The organism is Pseudomonas sp. ANT_H12B, assembly GCF_008369325.1.
Classification (GTDB): Bacteria; Pseudomonadota; Gammaproteobacteria; order Pseudomonadales; family Pseudomonadaceae; genus Aquipseudomonas.
Window position 1 is genome coordinate 211,049 of record NZ_VOBI01000005.1, and the last position, 13,519, is coordinate 224,567.

At 58.4% G+C, this 13,519-nt stretch carries 12 protein-coding genes and 1 tRNA gene; 7 read left to right on the plus strand and 6 right to left on the minus strand.

Going from position 1 to position 13,519, the window contains the following annotated elements:
* Positions 1-30 precede the first annotated feature (30 nt).
* Complete coding sequence (gene phnN, locus FQ185_RS10570; protein WP_149417382.1) at positions 31-603, plus strand: phosphonate metabolism protein/1,5-bisphosphokinase (PRPP-forming) PhnN; 573 nt, start codon at positions 31-33, stop codon at positions 601-603.
* Here the strand turns inward: phnN and FQ185_RS10575 are convergent.
* Together FQ185_RS10575 and FQ185_RS10580 are read right to left on the minus strand one after the other, a co-directional pair.
* Positions 578-757: a PA3371 family protein gene (locus tag FQ185_RS10575; RefSeq protein WP_149417383.1), complete on the minus strand. Its 180-nt coding sequence runs from the start codon at positions 755-757 to the stop codon at positions 578-580. The genes phnN and FQ185_RS10575 overlap by 26 nt on opposite strands.
* A gap of 30 nt (positions 758-787) precedes the next feature.
* The gene (locus FQ185_RS10580; protein WP_149417384.1) at positions 788-1,021 is read right to left on the minus strand and encodes a hypothetical protein; all 234 of its coding nucleotides are present in this window, start codon (positions 1,019-1,021) and stop codon (positions 788-790) included.
* A gap of 293 nt (positions 1,022-1,314) precedes the next feature.
* Here FQ185_RS10580 and FQ185_RS10590 point away from each other — a divergent pair.
* Both FQ185_RS10590 and FQ185_RS10595 read left to right on the plus strand, forming a co-directional pair.
* Positions 1,315-1,391: transfer RNA gene (locus tag FQ185_RS10590), tRNA-Arg, on the plus strand.
* A 146-nt stretch (positions 1,392-1,537) separates the two neighbouring features.
* A complete protein-coding gene (locus FQ185_RS10595) occupies positions 1,538-2,077 on the plus strand; it encodes a hypothetical protein (RefSeq protein ID WP_149417385.1) in 540 nt (179 codons plus the stop codon).
* Positions 2,078-2,084: 7 nt separating this feature from the next.
* Here FQ185_RS10595 and FQ185_RS10600 read toward each other — a convergent pair whose 3' ends face one another.
* Positions 2,085-6,218 carry a CheR family methyltransferase gene (locus FQ185_RS10600; RefSeq protein WP_149417386.1) on the minus strand — a complete coding sequence of 1,378 codons (4,134 nt, stop codon included), beginning with the start codon at positions 6,216-6,218 and terminating at the stop codon, positions 2,085-2,087.
* Positions 6,219-6,434: 216 nt separating this feature from the next.
* Here FQ185_RS10600 and FQ185_RS10605 point away from each other — a divergent pair, with 216 nt between their 5' ends.
* The 4 genes from FQ185_RS10605 (at position 6,435) to FQ185_RS10620 (ending at position 11,613) form a co-directional block, all read left to right on the plus strand.
* On the plus strand, positions 6,435-8,039 hold the full coding sequence (locus tag FQ185_RS10605) for a tetratricopeptide repeat-containing response regulator (RefSeq protein WP_149417387.1): 1,605 nt from the start codon (positions 6,435-6,437) through the stop codon (positions 8,037-8,039).
* Positions 8,036-8,728: a sensor histidine kinase KdpD gene (locus FQ185_RS10610; RefSeq protein ID WP_149417388.1), complete on the plus strand. Its 693-nt coding sequence runs from the start codon at positions 8,036-8,038 to the stop codon at positions 8,726-8,728. Before FQ185_RS10605 ends, FQ185_RS10610 begins: the two co-directional genes overlap by 4 nt.
* A gap of 202 nt (positions 8,729-8,930) precedes the next feature.
* Entirely contained in the window at positions 8,931-10,172 is a 1,242-nt protein-coding gene (locus tag FQ185_RS10615) for a glutamine synthetase family protein (protein WP_178113524.1), read from the plus strand.
* Positions 10,173-10,242: 70 nt separating this feature from the next.
* Positions 10,243-11,613: an MFS transporter gene (locus tag FQ185_RS10620; RefSeq protein WP_149417390.1), complete on the plus strand. Its 1,371-nt coding sequence runs from the start codon at positions 10,243-10,245 to the stop codon at positions 11,611-11,613.
* 80 nt (positions 11,614-11,693) lie between these two features.
* Here FQ185_RS10620 and FQ185_RS10625 read toward each other — a convergent pair whose 3' ends face one another.
* The 3 genes from FQ185_RS10625 to flgM all read right to left on the minus strand — a co-directional run bounded on the left by FQ185_RS10625 (position 11,694) and on the right by flgM (position 13,375).
* The gene (locus tag FQ185_RS10625) at positions 11,694-12,440 is read right to left on the minus strand and encodes a flagellar brake protein (protein WP_149417391.1); all 747 of its coding nucleotides are present in this window, start codon (positions 12,438-12,440) and stop codon (positions 11,694-11,696) included.
* A gap of 92 nt (positions 12,441-12,532) precedes the next feature.
* On the minus strand, positions 12,533-13,000 hold the full coding sequence (locus tag FQ185_RS10630) for a flagella synthesis protein FlgN (RefSeq protein ID WP_149417392.1): 468 nt from the start codon (positions 12,998-13,000) through the stop codon (positions 12,533-12,535).
* A gap of 48 nt (positions 13,001-13,048) precedes the next feature.
* Positions 13,049-13,375, minus strand: coding sequence for a flagellar biosynthesis anti-sigma factor FlgM (gene flgM, locus FQ185_RS10635; protein ID WP_149417393.1), 327 nt, complete (start codon positions 13,373-13,375; stop codon positions 13,049-13,051).
* Between the last annotated feature and the right edge of the window lie 144 nt (positions 13,376-13,519).

Consider the following 13,519-nt stretch of genomic DNA (forward strand, 5'->3'; position numbering starts at 1 on the left):
GCAAGACGCATATCCGGGGGCTATTTCAGGATGGGTGGCAGGCTGATTTTTTTGATGGGACCTTCAGGATCCGGCAAGGACAGCCTCATCGAAGCCGCTCGAGAGCCTTTGCAGGCGCTCAATTGTGAGGTGGTGCGTCGAGTCATTACGCGGTCAGCGGAATCCCAGGGTGAGGACGCCATTGGCGTTTCCCGGGAAGAGTTCGAGCGGCGTAAGGCTGCGGGCGATTTCGCGTTGTCCTGGAATGCCAATGGCCTGGATTACGGAATCCCGATCGAAATCGATCAATGGCTCGACGATGGCCGACATGTTTTGGTCAATGGCTCCCGCGGCCACTTGGCGCAGGTACTGCGTCAATATCCCAGGCTGCTTCCGGTGCTATTAACCGTCAAGGATGAAGTGCTGCGCGAACGTCTGCTGCGCCGTGGCCGTGAGAGTCTTGTGGAGATCGAAGCAAGGCTGCGTCGCAATGAGCTTTTCATGAATGATGTGTCAATCGGTGATACGCAAATTCATCGACTCGACAACTCCGGCGAACTGGGCACTGCGGTCGCCAATCTGCTGGACCTGCTGAGGATTAACGCAGTACCGGATCGAATTTGATTCTGCGTCCGGCAATCAGCGCCAACACGAACAGCGAACTGAATACGCCGCTGGCAATCAGGGGCAGGGTGACAAACGTATCCTGGACCAAAGACAGATGAAGAATGCCGCTCAGTAAGGCAAGGATGAAAAATCCTGCGGCTGATTTGGACATGCTGTGCTCCTGATGGGGTGATTCAAAATATCAAAATATCAAACGTTCGGAAGACTGAGTCGGGAGCAGGATGTCTTCCTGGCTCACCTCTTGGCTGATTAAGCCGTACTGATCACTCAACACCGCCAATTGAGGCGCTTTTTGCAGTTGAAGGTAATGCGGCATGCGGTGGGCAACCGGCTCAGCGCCGCTCTCGGGGATAGAATGAAAACCCAACAGAATCGCCAGGGCGATCACATTCGAGAGTAAAAGGGCGCTGTTCATGAGGCTGGCCTCCGTTGTTCTTTAAGAACAGCTAAAGCAGCCCGCATGCCAAGAGTCCAGCGGCTATTAAATCCTATAAAAACAATGAATTAAGATATTTGTGCGATGTGCATGCATTGCATTTTGCAATGATGACTTTTTGGGGTGATGCAAATTGCACGGTAAACAATGCCACGCTGCGGCGCGGCATCTGCCTACACTTAAAAAGCCCAAACGGACGACATGACAAACGCAGGCCTGCCCGTTAACATGCACGCCGTCCATTGCACCGCGTTTCCTCGTGGTCGACCTGTGTCTCAGTAGCTCAATTGGATAGAGCATCCCCCTCCTAAGGGGAAGGTTGGCAGTTCGAACCTGCCCTGGGACACCAAATATCTTCAGCGCTCAGCTGTAAAAAAAGCCTCGCCAGACTATTTCCTCTGGCGGGGCTTTTTTGTATCTGCTCACCCGACGACCTACATGGAAACTCTGTCATTGCTGTGCCTTACTCCAGTCACAACTCGGGGAGTGAAATCGATGCGGCGAAGAGGCGCAAAATTCTGGTTATGGACTAACACTCGGTTACCTCTCCACACCCATGAGGAAGTGCTCGGCAGTGGCGTGCATATCGAGGTGCAGGCACGGGTCAGACAGGACGGGATTACCCAAGTGTTTATAGGCGTCTACGGCACTAATGGCTGGGCGATTTGCGAGGAGTTCCATGACCGGTTCATGGGTGAGCATTACTGCATCGCCTTGAAGTGGGGCGCTCAGAGGGCGAGGGAGATCGTCGCGGATACCCAGGAGTTCGTCGCGCCACACCGGGTGCAATTGACGTTGAGTCCGGTGATCACCGACGAGTCGGTACTGGCGCTGCGGCGGATGGAGATGACCGAGCGCGAGACTCTGAAACTCAGGACTGATGATGCCTGGGCGGAGTACCTCGCCGCCAAGGCAGCCATGCTGAACCTGATGCGCTCAACCAAAGTAGATCCCAAGGTCTGGGCTGACCACAAGGAGCGTCTCAGGCAGGCAATTGACCGGCGAGCCTGCGTACAACGAGCCTATCTGGACTGACCCTGTTTCAGGTCTGCGAGCGCCGCAAGGACTCGATGGTTTCGATCAGGTCATCGTAGGAAACCGGCTTTCCGATGTGCTGGTCAAAGCCTGATTGCCGTGATTTTTGAATGTCGCCGTGGGCGCCGTAACCGGTCAGCGCAATGGCCGGCACATCCTTGACGAGCGGCAGCTGACGCAATGCGCTCATCAGTTCATGTCCATTCATGACTGGCATGCCCAAGTCCGAAATGATCAGGTCGAAACGGGTGCTTTTTGCGGCATCCAGTGCCGCCACCGGACGGTCGAACGCAATCACTTGCGCGTCTTCCATTTCCAGCAGCATTTTCAAGGTTTCCAGCACGTCGGCGGAGTCGTCGACCAGCAGGATCGTCAAGCCGCTCAATCTTCCAGAGGCACCTTCGGTCTGGGCCGCGGGTTGAACCTCCACGGTTTTTGCCAGTGGCAAATACACGGTGAAGGTACAGCCGGTTCCCACCCCGCCAGAACTGACCTCGACCGTCCCTCGTTGCGCCTCGGTCAACTGGCGGACCAGCGATAAGCCAATCCCCAGCCCTTCACGGTTGTGAGTCGCATGCTGTTTTTCCGCCTGACCAAACAGGTCGAACACATGCTCCAGGTTCTCGGGCGCGATGCCGGCACCATTGTCTTTGATATCAAGTCGCGCCTTGTTCCCCGCCTGGCTGGCGATCAATTGCACGCGGCCCTTGGGTGGCGTGAATTTCAGTGCATTGTTGACCAGGTTCCAGATGATTTGCTCCAGGCGCGTCGGGTCGGCCTGCACCATCAACGCGCCGCCGGGCACCCGCAATTCAACCGTAACGTCATGCCGGTCATTGACTACGACGGTGTGGATGTCGCGTAACACGTTGACCAGGTCCACGGCGACCGGTTGCAGCTTCAGCTTGCCGGTCCGGACCCGGGCGACGTCCAGCAGATCGTCGATGATCCGTGCCTGGCTGATGACCGCGTCGCAGATAGTGTTGATAGCCTTGGCCGCCGGAGGCACCGATTCGGTCACCGGCAAGCGGCGCAGCAGTTCTGCATTCAACTGGATCAGGTTCAGCGGATGCTTGAGTTCATGGGACATGACCGCGAAGAACTCGTCCTTGAGGTAGTTGGTGTTACGGGTCTCGGCCAGTTGTGGGCTCTGCTCTTCATGCTGGCGTTTGTGGCCGGTCAGGTCCCGGGCGATTTTCACGTAACCTTGCAGATTGTCGCCGCTGAGCAAGGTCACCTCGCCGCTGCAAAAGAAGCGGCTACCGTCCTTGCGCAGATGCCAGCGCTCGTCTTCGCTGCGGCCCTGGGTGCGCACCGACAGCAATTCGTTTTCCGGCACGCCGGAGGCGCGATCTTCAGGCGAGAAAATGAAGTCGTAGTAAGCGCCCTCGGCCTCGGGCTTGCTGTAGCCGAAAATCAACTCGGCGCCCTTGTTCCAACTGGTGATCACGCCCAGTTCATCGAGGGTGATGATGGCGTAGTCGCGCGTGCTTTCGGCAACCAGGCGCATGCGTTCTTCGCCCATACGCAATTCTTCTTCGGCCGCTCGACGCTTGGTGATGTCGATGAAGGTCAACACGGTGCCGTCGATGTGGTCTTCGCTGGAGCGGTAGGGCAGCAGGCGGGCGATGTACCAACGGTTGTCGGTGCTGCTGACTTCACGCTCGATCATGTTCAGCGATTCGAACACCAGCGCCGCGTCCCCCGCCAGGTTGTCGTAATGCAGGCGATGGGTAATGTCGAGCAATGAACGGCCGGTATCCACCGGCAACATGCTGAAGATGTCCGTGGCGCGTGGGGTAAACCATTTGATGCGCATGCTGCGGTCGACAAACACCGTGGCAATGTCGGTGGAGGCGATCAGGTTGGTCAGGTAGTCATTGATCTTGTCGGTTTCTTCGACCTTGGTTTTCAGCTCGTAGTTGACCGTCAGCAACTCTTCATTGATCGACTGCAGCTCTTCCTTGCTGGTTTCCAGCTCTTCGGTCGCCGAACGCAGTTCTTCGTTGATCGCCTGCATTTCTTCGTTGGAAGCCTTGAGCTCTTCGCTGGAGATTTCCGATTGTTCGATGGTGTCCTGCAGGTGCAGCTTGGTGCGTTGCAGTTCGCGCTCCAGGTTGGACAGCACCTGGCTTTCGGTCTGCAGCATGGTAGTGGCCGACAGATTTGAAGGGTCGACCTCGACTTCCTCGAAAATCACCAGAACGTATTCGCCATCCGACTCTTCATCCTTGTAGGGATGAGCGACCAGATCGATCAGATAACGCCGGTCATCGCGCTTGATCGGTACCTCGCGGGATTTGACGGGCAGGCCGCTCTGTTGAACCTGGAACAGTGTCGTGCGGATTTCCAGGCGCAGTTCCGGAAGAATCAGTGACAGAAGGTTGCGCGACAATTCACCACCGACATGACGCAAGAAGCGCCCGGCGCTTTCGCTCATGTGCAGGATGTCGGCATTGGCATCGACGATCACGCTTGGTGGAGCGGACTGCTCAAGGGCGCGTTGGTGGATATCGGCGACTGACAGCTTGCGCTGCACGCTGTTCTGTGGGGTCTCACGTGAAACATTGCTGCGCACATAACCCCCGCGCGGCATGGTCGGCGTGCGCCGGCTGTTGGCGGTGCCGGTCTTGGCGCGGAAAATCCGGTTGCGTTTATCCACCGGGGCGAACAGTTCGTGGCAGGCATCCGCGCTTTCGGAAGACCCCAAAAACAGGAAGCCGCCTGGGCGCAGGGCAAAGTGGAACATCTGCAGGATTTCGCGCTGCACTTCGCGATCCAGATAAATCAGCAGGTTGCGGCAAACGATCAGGTCGATTTGCGAGAAGGGCGGGTCGGACAGCAGGCTGTGTTTGGCGAACAGGACCTTTTCGCGGATTTCCTTGCGAATCCGATAGTGGCCATCTTCCTTGATGAAGTAGTGCCGCAGCCGTGTTGGCGGCACATCGGTGATGATCGCTTGCGGATACAGACCGGCCCGGCCGAAGCTGATGGCACGCTCGTCGATATCGGTGGCGAACAGTTGCATCGATGCCATGCTGGCATCCAGTTGCAGTTGATCGTTGAGCAACATCGCCAGGCTGTAGGCCTCTTCGCCCGTGGAACAGCCGGCGGACCAGACGCGGATTTCTTCTTTCTCGGGTTGCGCCGATGTGGCAGCGCTGACCAGTTGTGGCACGACGTCCCGTTCCAGGGCTTCGAAGGCTTCACGGTCACGGAAAAAGTTGGTCACGCCGATCAGCATGTCCCCCAGCAGGGCCTTGGTTTCTTCGGGGTTGCTTTGCAGATAGCGGTAATAGGCACTCAGATCTGGCTGCGCCGTGACCTGCATCCGGCGTTCGATCCGGCGCAACACGGTGGCGCGTTTGTAGTGTTTGAAGTCATGGCCGGTGCCCGTGCGCAACTGGACCAGGACGTCGTGCAACAGTTGCTCGGCAACTGCCGCTTCGCGCTCGGACACCGCGGCAATGGTTTGCAGTTCCGGATCGTTAGCGGTGGGCAAGGTGATTTCCTGGGAATTGCGCCACAGTTCCAGGAGCTTTTGCGGCATTTCTACAACGGGCAACACCAGATCGACCATGCGCGTGTCGATGGCGGCGCACGGCATGCCGTCAAACTCGGCGTCTTCCGGCGCCTGGGCGAGGGTGACGCCACCCTGTTCCTTGATCCGTGACAAACCGACAGCACCGTCGGAACCGGTGCCCGACAGCACCAGACAGAAGGCCCGTTCCCGGTGCACGTCGGCCAGATTGCGAAAAAACAGATCGATGGAAGCATGGCGTCCCTGGTTCGCATCGCAAGCACTGACTTCAAGAAAGCCGTCATTCATCGTCAGCCGTTGCGCCGGTGAAATCACGTACACCCGGTTTTTCTCGATAGGCACCGTTTCGGAGACCTGCAGGACCGGCATCTTGGTCGATTCCTGGATGATTTTGTCCGCGATGCTTTCGTGATCCGGCGACAGATGAAGAATGATCACAAACGCCATGCCGTTGTCCTGAGGCATGTTTTCGAAAAACAGTTTGATCGCTTGCAATCCTCCCGCCGAAGCGCCAATGCCGACCACCGGAAAGTCCAGGTTGCTGGGGCTTAGGGTCTTTTGCTGAGAAGCAGTGGCCGAGTGCTTGGGTGCGGTGGTCATGACTGTTGCCTTTGGCGGCGAGAGCGCGGATCAATAAATCAGGATAATCCCGTTCTTCAATAACACCTTCAAATATTTAGCCCGAAAAAGGAGCGTTCCTTGAATTCTTTGACCGCCAAATGCGCGATTGCAGTCCCTTTGCTTCAAGAGAAGGCCGGTACTGGCCGATAACCCGAACGGTCATGGTCTTTTTCTTAAATTGCCTGGAAATCTTCGATGCTGTCGTATCACCAAAAGCGTTTTCTGATCGTCGATGATTTCTCGGATTTCCGCAGTTCCGTCCGGTCCATGTTGCGTGAACTGGGCGTCAAGGATGTCGACACCGCCGACACCGGCGAACAGGCGCTGCGCATGTGCTCGCAGAAGGCCTACGATTTCATCCTGCAGGACTTTCACCTGGGCGATGGCAAGAAGAACGGCCAACAGGTGCTCGAAGACTTGATGATCGAAAAGCTGATCAGCCATGAAGCGGTGTTTGTCATGGTCACCGCCGAGACGAGTCAGGCGATGGTGCTCAGTGCGCTGGAACATGAACCCGACGCCTATCTGACCAAACCCTTCAACCGTTCCGGCCTGGCCCAGCGCCTGGAGCGACTGGAACAGCGCAAAACCTTGCTCAAGCCGATCCTGCAAGCCCTTGACCGGGGCAAACCGGTGGAAGTGCTCAACGCCTGCATCGCCCTGTGCAAGCAGGACATCCGCTACTCGCCGTTGTGCCTGCGCTACCGCGCCGATGCCCTGCGTGACCTGAATCAGAACGAGGCGCTTGAGCGGCTCTACGACAGCATCATTGCTGATCGACCTTTGCCGTGGGCCTTTGCCGGGTTGGGCAAGTTGCTGTTCAAGCGCGGCCAGGTCGGTCAGGCCAAAGGGGTTTACGAAAAAGCCCTGAAAGTCTTCCCGATGATGCCGGCCCTCTACGACGGCATGGCTGATGTGCTGGTCGCCGAAGGGGACACCAAGGCCGCCCAGAATGTACTGGAGGAGGCGATTCGACTGTCGCCTCTGGCGGTGCGCCGGCAAGCGCTGCTGGGCAAGTTGGCGATGGTCAACGAAGATTTTGAAACCGCCTCCAAAGCCTATCGCCAGGCCGTGGCCCAAGGTGCCCAGTCACGCTTCAAGGACGTCGAAAGCAATCTCGGCCTGGCCCACGCCTTGATCAGCAAGGGCAGTGAAAAAGGCCTGGATACCCGCACCCGCCTGGAAATCAACACGACGCTGAGTGCGGTGGCCAAGGAAAACCCTACCGATCCGGGTTTGCAGATTCGTGCGCGGCTGATGAAGGCCACCAGTCTGTTGCTCAACGATGCCGAAACCGCCGAGAAGCTCACCGAACAAGCGATGATGCGCCTCGATGGCATGGAGCAGTTCATGAGTGCTGAAGCGGCGCTGCTGGTGGCCAAGCAACTGCAAATGCTCGGGCAGGCCAGTGCAGGCGCCTCGATGCTGAAAAACTGCGCGGAAATCTATGGCGACGACCCGACGGTGATGAAGGGCATCGCCAAGTTGACCGACGACCCGACGATCCTCAATTCCGGCAACGCCGCTGCCGACCTCAACCGTCAGGGCGTTCGGGTGTACAAGACCGGCAACCTGGTGGAGGCGCGAGAGGTGTTCCGCAAAGCCCTGGCGATGCAGCCGAAGAACATCAGTATCGCGCTGAACATGGCGCAGTCGCTGCTGCACGGCACTGACACCAGCGTGCCGTCGGCGGAACTCGAAGAATGCCGGACCTGCCTGAAAACGGTCGGCTTGATGCCCGACACCGACCCGCGTTTTACCCGTTTCCAAAAACTGCGAAGCAAGGCGTTTGGCGAATGAACGACAGCGAACAGGCACTTGATTTTTCCACGGTGATTGCCTCCACCGTGCACGATATGAAGAACTCCCTGGCCATGCTGATGCAGGCCCACAGTCAATGGCTGGCACGTTTGCCCGACCCTGCGCGGCACACCCCGGAGCAGGGCGTGATCGAATTCGAGTTCGCCCACCTCAACGGCATGCTGGTGCAGTTGCTGGGTCTGTACAAACTCGGCGTCAACCAAATGCCGTTGCAGCCGGCCTACCATGAACTGGATGACTTCATCGAAGCGCAACTGGCCTGCCATCAGGACGTGTTCGCCAGCCGCGGCATTATGGTGACCTATGAAGTGGACCCCTTGAGCCCTTTGGGTTTCTTCGACCGGGAGCTGATCGCTTCGGTGCTGGCCAACAGCATCAACAACGCCATTCGCTACGCCCGCCACGCGGTGCTGATTACCGTCAGCGATGACGCCGGGCAACTGGTGCTGACCATCAACGACGATGGCGAGGGTTACCCGCCGCAGATGATCGTGCGTCAGGCTGATTACGTGCAAGGCATCAATCACAGTAGCGGCAGCACCGGGCTGGGCCTGTACTTTGCCGGGCGGATTGCGGCGTTACATCAGCGCAATGGAGTCGGTGGCCGCACCGAAATCAGCAATGGCGGCCCGCTGGGCGGCGGCGTGTTCAGCCTCTATCTGCCCTGACCGGTTCTTTTTGTTGGGCGCTGCTTGATATTCCGAACAGGCGGAGCCTATTTTGTACGGGTCGCCGTTCGCGGCTCTCACAACACCAAAGGATTGCGTCATGACAACCGATGGCCAGCATTCACTCGCGCAGCGATTGACGGGTATTGATGAGATTGAATGTGTTACGCCGGATCTCAATGGCGTACCTCGTGGCAAGGTAATGACCGCCGAGGGTTTCCTCGAAGGGCGGCGTTTGCAGATGGCGCGGGGAGTGCTGCTGCAATGCATCATGGGCGGATATCCGCCAGCTCGCTTTTATGGCAGTGATGACGGCGACCTGGCGCTGGTGCCCGACGCTGCACACATTCACCGCTTGCCCTGGAGCAGCCAGCCCCGCGCCTTCGCCATTTGCGATGCGGATGAACTGACCGGCGAAAGCTCACGCCTGTCGACCCGCGGCCAACTCAAGGCTGTGATCGCCCGTTACGCGGCCCTCGGCCTGGCGCCAGTGGTGGCGACCGAGCTGGAATTCTTTGTCTTCGCGCCCAATACCGATCCGACTCAACCGTTCCAGCCGCCAATGGGCCTGGACGGCCGTCGCGAGGACGGTCATTCGGCGTTCAGCGTCAGTTCCAATAACGGTTTGCGGCCATTCTTCAGTGAAGTCTACGAATGCATGGCGGCCCTGGGGTTGCCGCGCGATACCTTCATGCATGAGATGGGCGTCAGCCAATTCGAGATCAACCTGCTGCATGGTGATCCGCTGCTGTTGGCCGACCAGACGTTCCTGTTCAAACATCTGCTCAAAGAAGTTGCGCTCAAGCATGGCCTGACGGTGGTCTGCATGGCCAAGCCGCTGGCGCACACGCCGGGCAGTTCGATGCATATTCACCAGAGCATCGTCGAGATCGGCACCGGGCGTAACGTGTTCAGCGACAAGGCTGGTGAGCCAACCGCGACCTTCCGTCATTTCATCGGCGGTCAGCAGGCTGGCATGGCGGACTTTACGGCGCTGTTCGCACCGAACGTGAACTCTTATCAGCGCTTATGCCATCCGTTTGCATCGCCGAATAATGCCTGCTGGTCCCACGACAATCGTGCGGCCGGTTTGCGTATTCCGGCCAGTTCAGCGGCCGCTCGTCGGGTCGAGAACCGCTTGCCGGGGGCCGATGCCAACCCGTACCTGGCGATCGCCGCGAGCCTGGGAGCGGGGTTGTATGGCATTGAACACAAACTGGAGCCGAGCGAGCCGATCCAGGGTGAATTCGAGGTGCCGGACAATCTTTCATTGCCGTGTACCTTGCATGCCGCTATTGAACGTCTGAAACGTAGCCAATTGGCGAAGGAACTGTTCGGCAAGGAGTTCATCGAAGGTTACATCGCTTCGAAGACCATGGAGTTGACCAGCTTCTTTGATGAAATTACTCCCTGGGAGCGGCGTGTTCTAGCAGCCCAGGCCTGACGACCCGTCGACATCGGGCTATCTTTTCAGGTAGTCCGTTTCTCACTGCAAGGAGCCGCTCGGAACGCCGATGCGCCAAATCTGGAAACCCTTTCGAGCGCTTTATTTCGCTTCGCTGATGATGTTGATCGGCTCCGGCTTGCTGAGTACATACTTGGGCCTGCGCCTGGCCGCCGACAATGTCGACAGCCTGTGGGTGGGTGCCTTGATGGCGGCCAACTATTTCGGCCTGGTGCTGGGCGGCAAGATCGGCCATCGGCTGATTGCCCGGGTCGGGCATATTCGGGCGTATTCGGCCTGCGCCGGGATTGTCGGCGCGGCGGTGCTCGGCCATGGTCTGGTGGACTGGTTGCCCGCCTGGCTGTTCCTGCGGGTGATCGTCGGTCTCGGCATGATGTGCCAGTACATGGTCATCGAAAGCTGGCTCAACGAGCAGGCGGAAGCCAAGCAACGCGGCATCGTTTTCAGCGGCTATATGATCGCCTCATACCTGGGGCTGGTGTTGGGTCAACTGATCCTGGTCATGCACCCGTCGTTGGGCCTGGAGCTGCTGATGTTGGTCGCCCTGTGCTTTGCCTTGTGTCTGGTGCCGGTGGCCCTGACCCAGCGAATTCACCCGGCGGCGCTGCACCCCGCGCCGATGGAGCCGCGGTTCTTTATCAAGCGCGTGCCGCAATCGTTGAGTACGGTGCTCGGGGCGGGGTTGATTGTTGGCTCGTTCTACGGTCTGGCGCCGCTGTACGCTTCGCAGCAAGGCTTGTCCACGGAGCAGGTCGGTCTGTTCATGGGTAGCTGCATTTTTGCCGGTCTGGTGGTGCAGTGGCCGCTGGGTTGGCTGTCCGATCGTTATGACCGGGCACTGTTGATCCGCTGTTTTGCATTTTGCCTGGCCCTTGCCGCGTTGCCGCTGGCGATCATGCAGCAGGTGCCGCTGGAGGTGCTGTTCGTTGCCGGGTTCCTCTGCTCGCTGGTGCAGTTTTGCCTGTATCCATTGGCGGTGGCGTTTTCCAACGACCACGTCGAGGGTGATCGGCGGGTGTCCCTGACGGCGATGTTGCTGGTGACCTACGGTGTCGGTGCCAGTATCGGGCCGCTGGTGGCCGGCGTGCTGATGAAGCTGTTCGGCAGCCATATGCTCTATGCCTTTTTCAGTTTCTTCGCGTTGGTGCTGGTGTGGCGGATTCGTCCGAAAGCGGTGACCAACCTGCATGTGGTGGACGATGCGCCGCTGCAGCACGTCGCCATGCCGGACAGCATGTCGAGTTCGCCGCTGGTGGCTTGCCTTGACCCGCGTGTCGATGAACAGGTGGTGCAAGACCAGATGCAGAACCCGATCAGCCCGGAGCCGGAACTCGAGCCGGGCACCGAAACCGAAACCGAAACACCTCCAGAAGACCCTGACACTGGGCGTGAGCAAAGTTTCACCGAGGCCAGGCCTTAGGGGCGTGTCCCCTGGGTCCAAGGCATAAAAAAACGGGCAGTCACCGCAAGGGACTGCCCGTTTTTTATTGAAGCGTCGTATTACATGTCGTCTTTATCGAAGCGCCGCGCTTCGCGCTGAAGCTGATAGACGAATCGCTCGACCTGGCGCTGCACCAGCCCGCTCATGTTGTGAAAGCGGATGCCGGCGAAGGTGGTGGAGATCTTTTCTTCGAAATGCAGGTAGCGCAATTCGACCGGTGCCGACATGTTGCCAAAGGGCAGGGCGGCGACGAAGCGGTCGTAGACCTGACCCAGTTGCAGACTGCCGGTGATGTCGCCTTCGAAGCGCAACTTGCAACCGGTCGCGGAAATGTCCAGCAGCTTGCCGCTGATCGGCGCCTTGAGCTTTTCACCGTCCAGATCGACGCTGACCAACTGTACCAGCTTCAACGCAGCGCGGAACGCATTGCGGCGCTGGTGGTAAACCACCTCGGCGGGCAGGGCGCCACGGTAGCAGCGACCGCCATCGAATTCGTCGATGGTCAGCGGGCCGTTGCTTTCCCAGGCAATGCGCACGCCGTCGTGGAAGCCTTCGACCTTGAACGGTTCGCCGGCCAGCAGGAAGCGTTCACCGTCGCGGGGGATCATTTCGTCCAGGGCGATTGTTTTGCTTTCACGGTTGATGTCTACCAGATAACTCTGGAACCGCTGGCTGCGCTCGTGGAAGGTGATGATCAGCGGATCATGGCTTTCTTGCAGCTGGCGCAGGTTGCCGGAGATTTCCAGGGGCGTGGTGAGCACCTTGGGAGGCTGCGGAGCATCTTCCGCGTTTAAGGCATTGGACACGATTCATCAATCTCCAGACAAAAAATGACTACGGCTAGCCAGCATTTTGCCAGCATGTTTCGTGTCTTGATAGTGCATGCCTATGCAAAGTCTCAAGCCTGACTGAGCGGGCGTGGCTTCGCAAGCCTGGCGGTTGACCCGCGAGCATCATAGAGCGCTGGCGGTTCGCCGCCGGTGAGGATTTTCAGCTGGTTGGCCGTGGCTGCCTGCTGGACCAGAATGGACTGGCCATTGTTGGCGTTGGCGGCTTGGCACTGAGCCAGAAGGTCGGTCAGTACATCGCTTTGCGCCAACAACTCTTGGCCGACGCTCGAATGGCTGGCAAGTTGCTCCAGGCCGTTGCGATTGGTCGGCAGATTGAGGCTGGCGAGAATTTCACTGCGCTTGCGGCCATGCTGTTCGAGCAGAATGATCAATGCCTGTTTCTGCGCCAGAATCTCTTCGAGCAGTGGCATATCGCGACCATGCAAGGCGAGGGACTCGGTTTGCAGTAACTCCAGCAGGTGTTGTGCCGGAGCGAAGTCGTCGGTGATCAGTTGCAGTAAATTAGTGTCGTGCATGGCTGGCCTTGGGTTTTAAGCGTCCAAAAGCCTGGCGCAGGCCGTGGCCTAGCGCTGGGCTTCGAAGTTGAGCAGTTTGCTGGCTACACGGTTGCTGTCGACTTTATAGCTGCCATCGGCAATCGCTGCTTTCAACTCGGCCACGCGGGCGTTGTCGACGACAGGTTGATCGCGCAGCTTGTCAGTGACCTTCTGCAACTGTTGAGCCTCATTGCTGAGGTGTACCGATTCCCCGCTTTTGACGGTACTGGCCTGTTCGGCCGGAGTATTCAGCGGCGCGGATTTGCCGGCTTCGGCAGTTTCCTTCGCGGCGCTGGTACGAGTACTGCCCGTAAGTGACGAGGAGCTGTTCAAACGGCTGAAATCGATGACCATGATAAAAAAACCTCTGGGTGTTTGGACGCTTGCCATGTTTTCGGCCCGACCCTGAAAAACTTTAGGCCCATTTATCAATGAGCTTGCGCGCGTCAGCGCTTGCCCTGCTTGGGGCTGAGTTTAGGGAACAGTCGGCCAGCGCGC

Coding starts and splice junctions, on each gene's coding strand:
- FQ185_RS10620 (WP_149417390.1), top strand. CDS start 10,243: ATGCGCCAAATCTGGAAACCCTTTCGAGCGCTTTATTTCGCTTCGCTG.
- FQ185_RS10610 (WP_149417388.1), top strand. CDS start 8,036: ATGAACGACAGCGAACAGGCACTTGATTTTTCCACGGTGATTGCCTCC.
- FQ185_RS10580 (WP_149417384.1), bottom strand. CDS start 1,021: ATGAACAGCGCCCTTTTACTCTCGAATGTGATCGCCCTGGCGATTCTG.
- FQ185_RS10630 (WP_149417392.1), bottom strand. CDS start 13,000: ATGCACGACACTAATTTACTGCAACTGATCACCGACGACTTCGCTCCG.
- FQ185_RS10615 (WP_178113524.1), top strand. CDS start 8,931: ATGACCGCCGAGGGTTTCCTCGAAGGGCGGCGTTTGCAGATGGCGCGG.
- flgM (WP_149417393.1), bottom strand. CDS start 13,375: ATGGTCATCGATTTCAGCCGTTTGAACAGCTCCTCGTCACTTACGGGC.
- FQ185_RS10595 (WP_149417385.1), top strand. CDS start 1,538: ATGCGGCGAAGAGGCGCAAAATTCTGGTTATGGACTAACACTCGGTTA.
- FQ185_RS10605 (WP_149417387.1), top strand. CDS start 6,435: ATGCTGTCGTATCACCAAAAGCGTTTTCTGATCGTCGATGATTTCTCG.
- FQ185_RS10575 (WP_149417383.1), bottom strand. CDS start 757: ATGTCCAAATCAGCCGCAGGATTTTTCATCCTTGCCTTACTGAGCGGC.
- phnN (WP_149417382.1), top strand. CDS start 31: ATGGGTGGCAGGCTGATTTTTTTGATGGGACCTTCAGGATCCGGCAAG.
- FQ185_RS10600 (WP_149417386.1), bottom strand. CDS start 6,218: ATGACCACCGCACCCAAGCACTCGGCCACTGCTTCTCAGCAAAAGACC.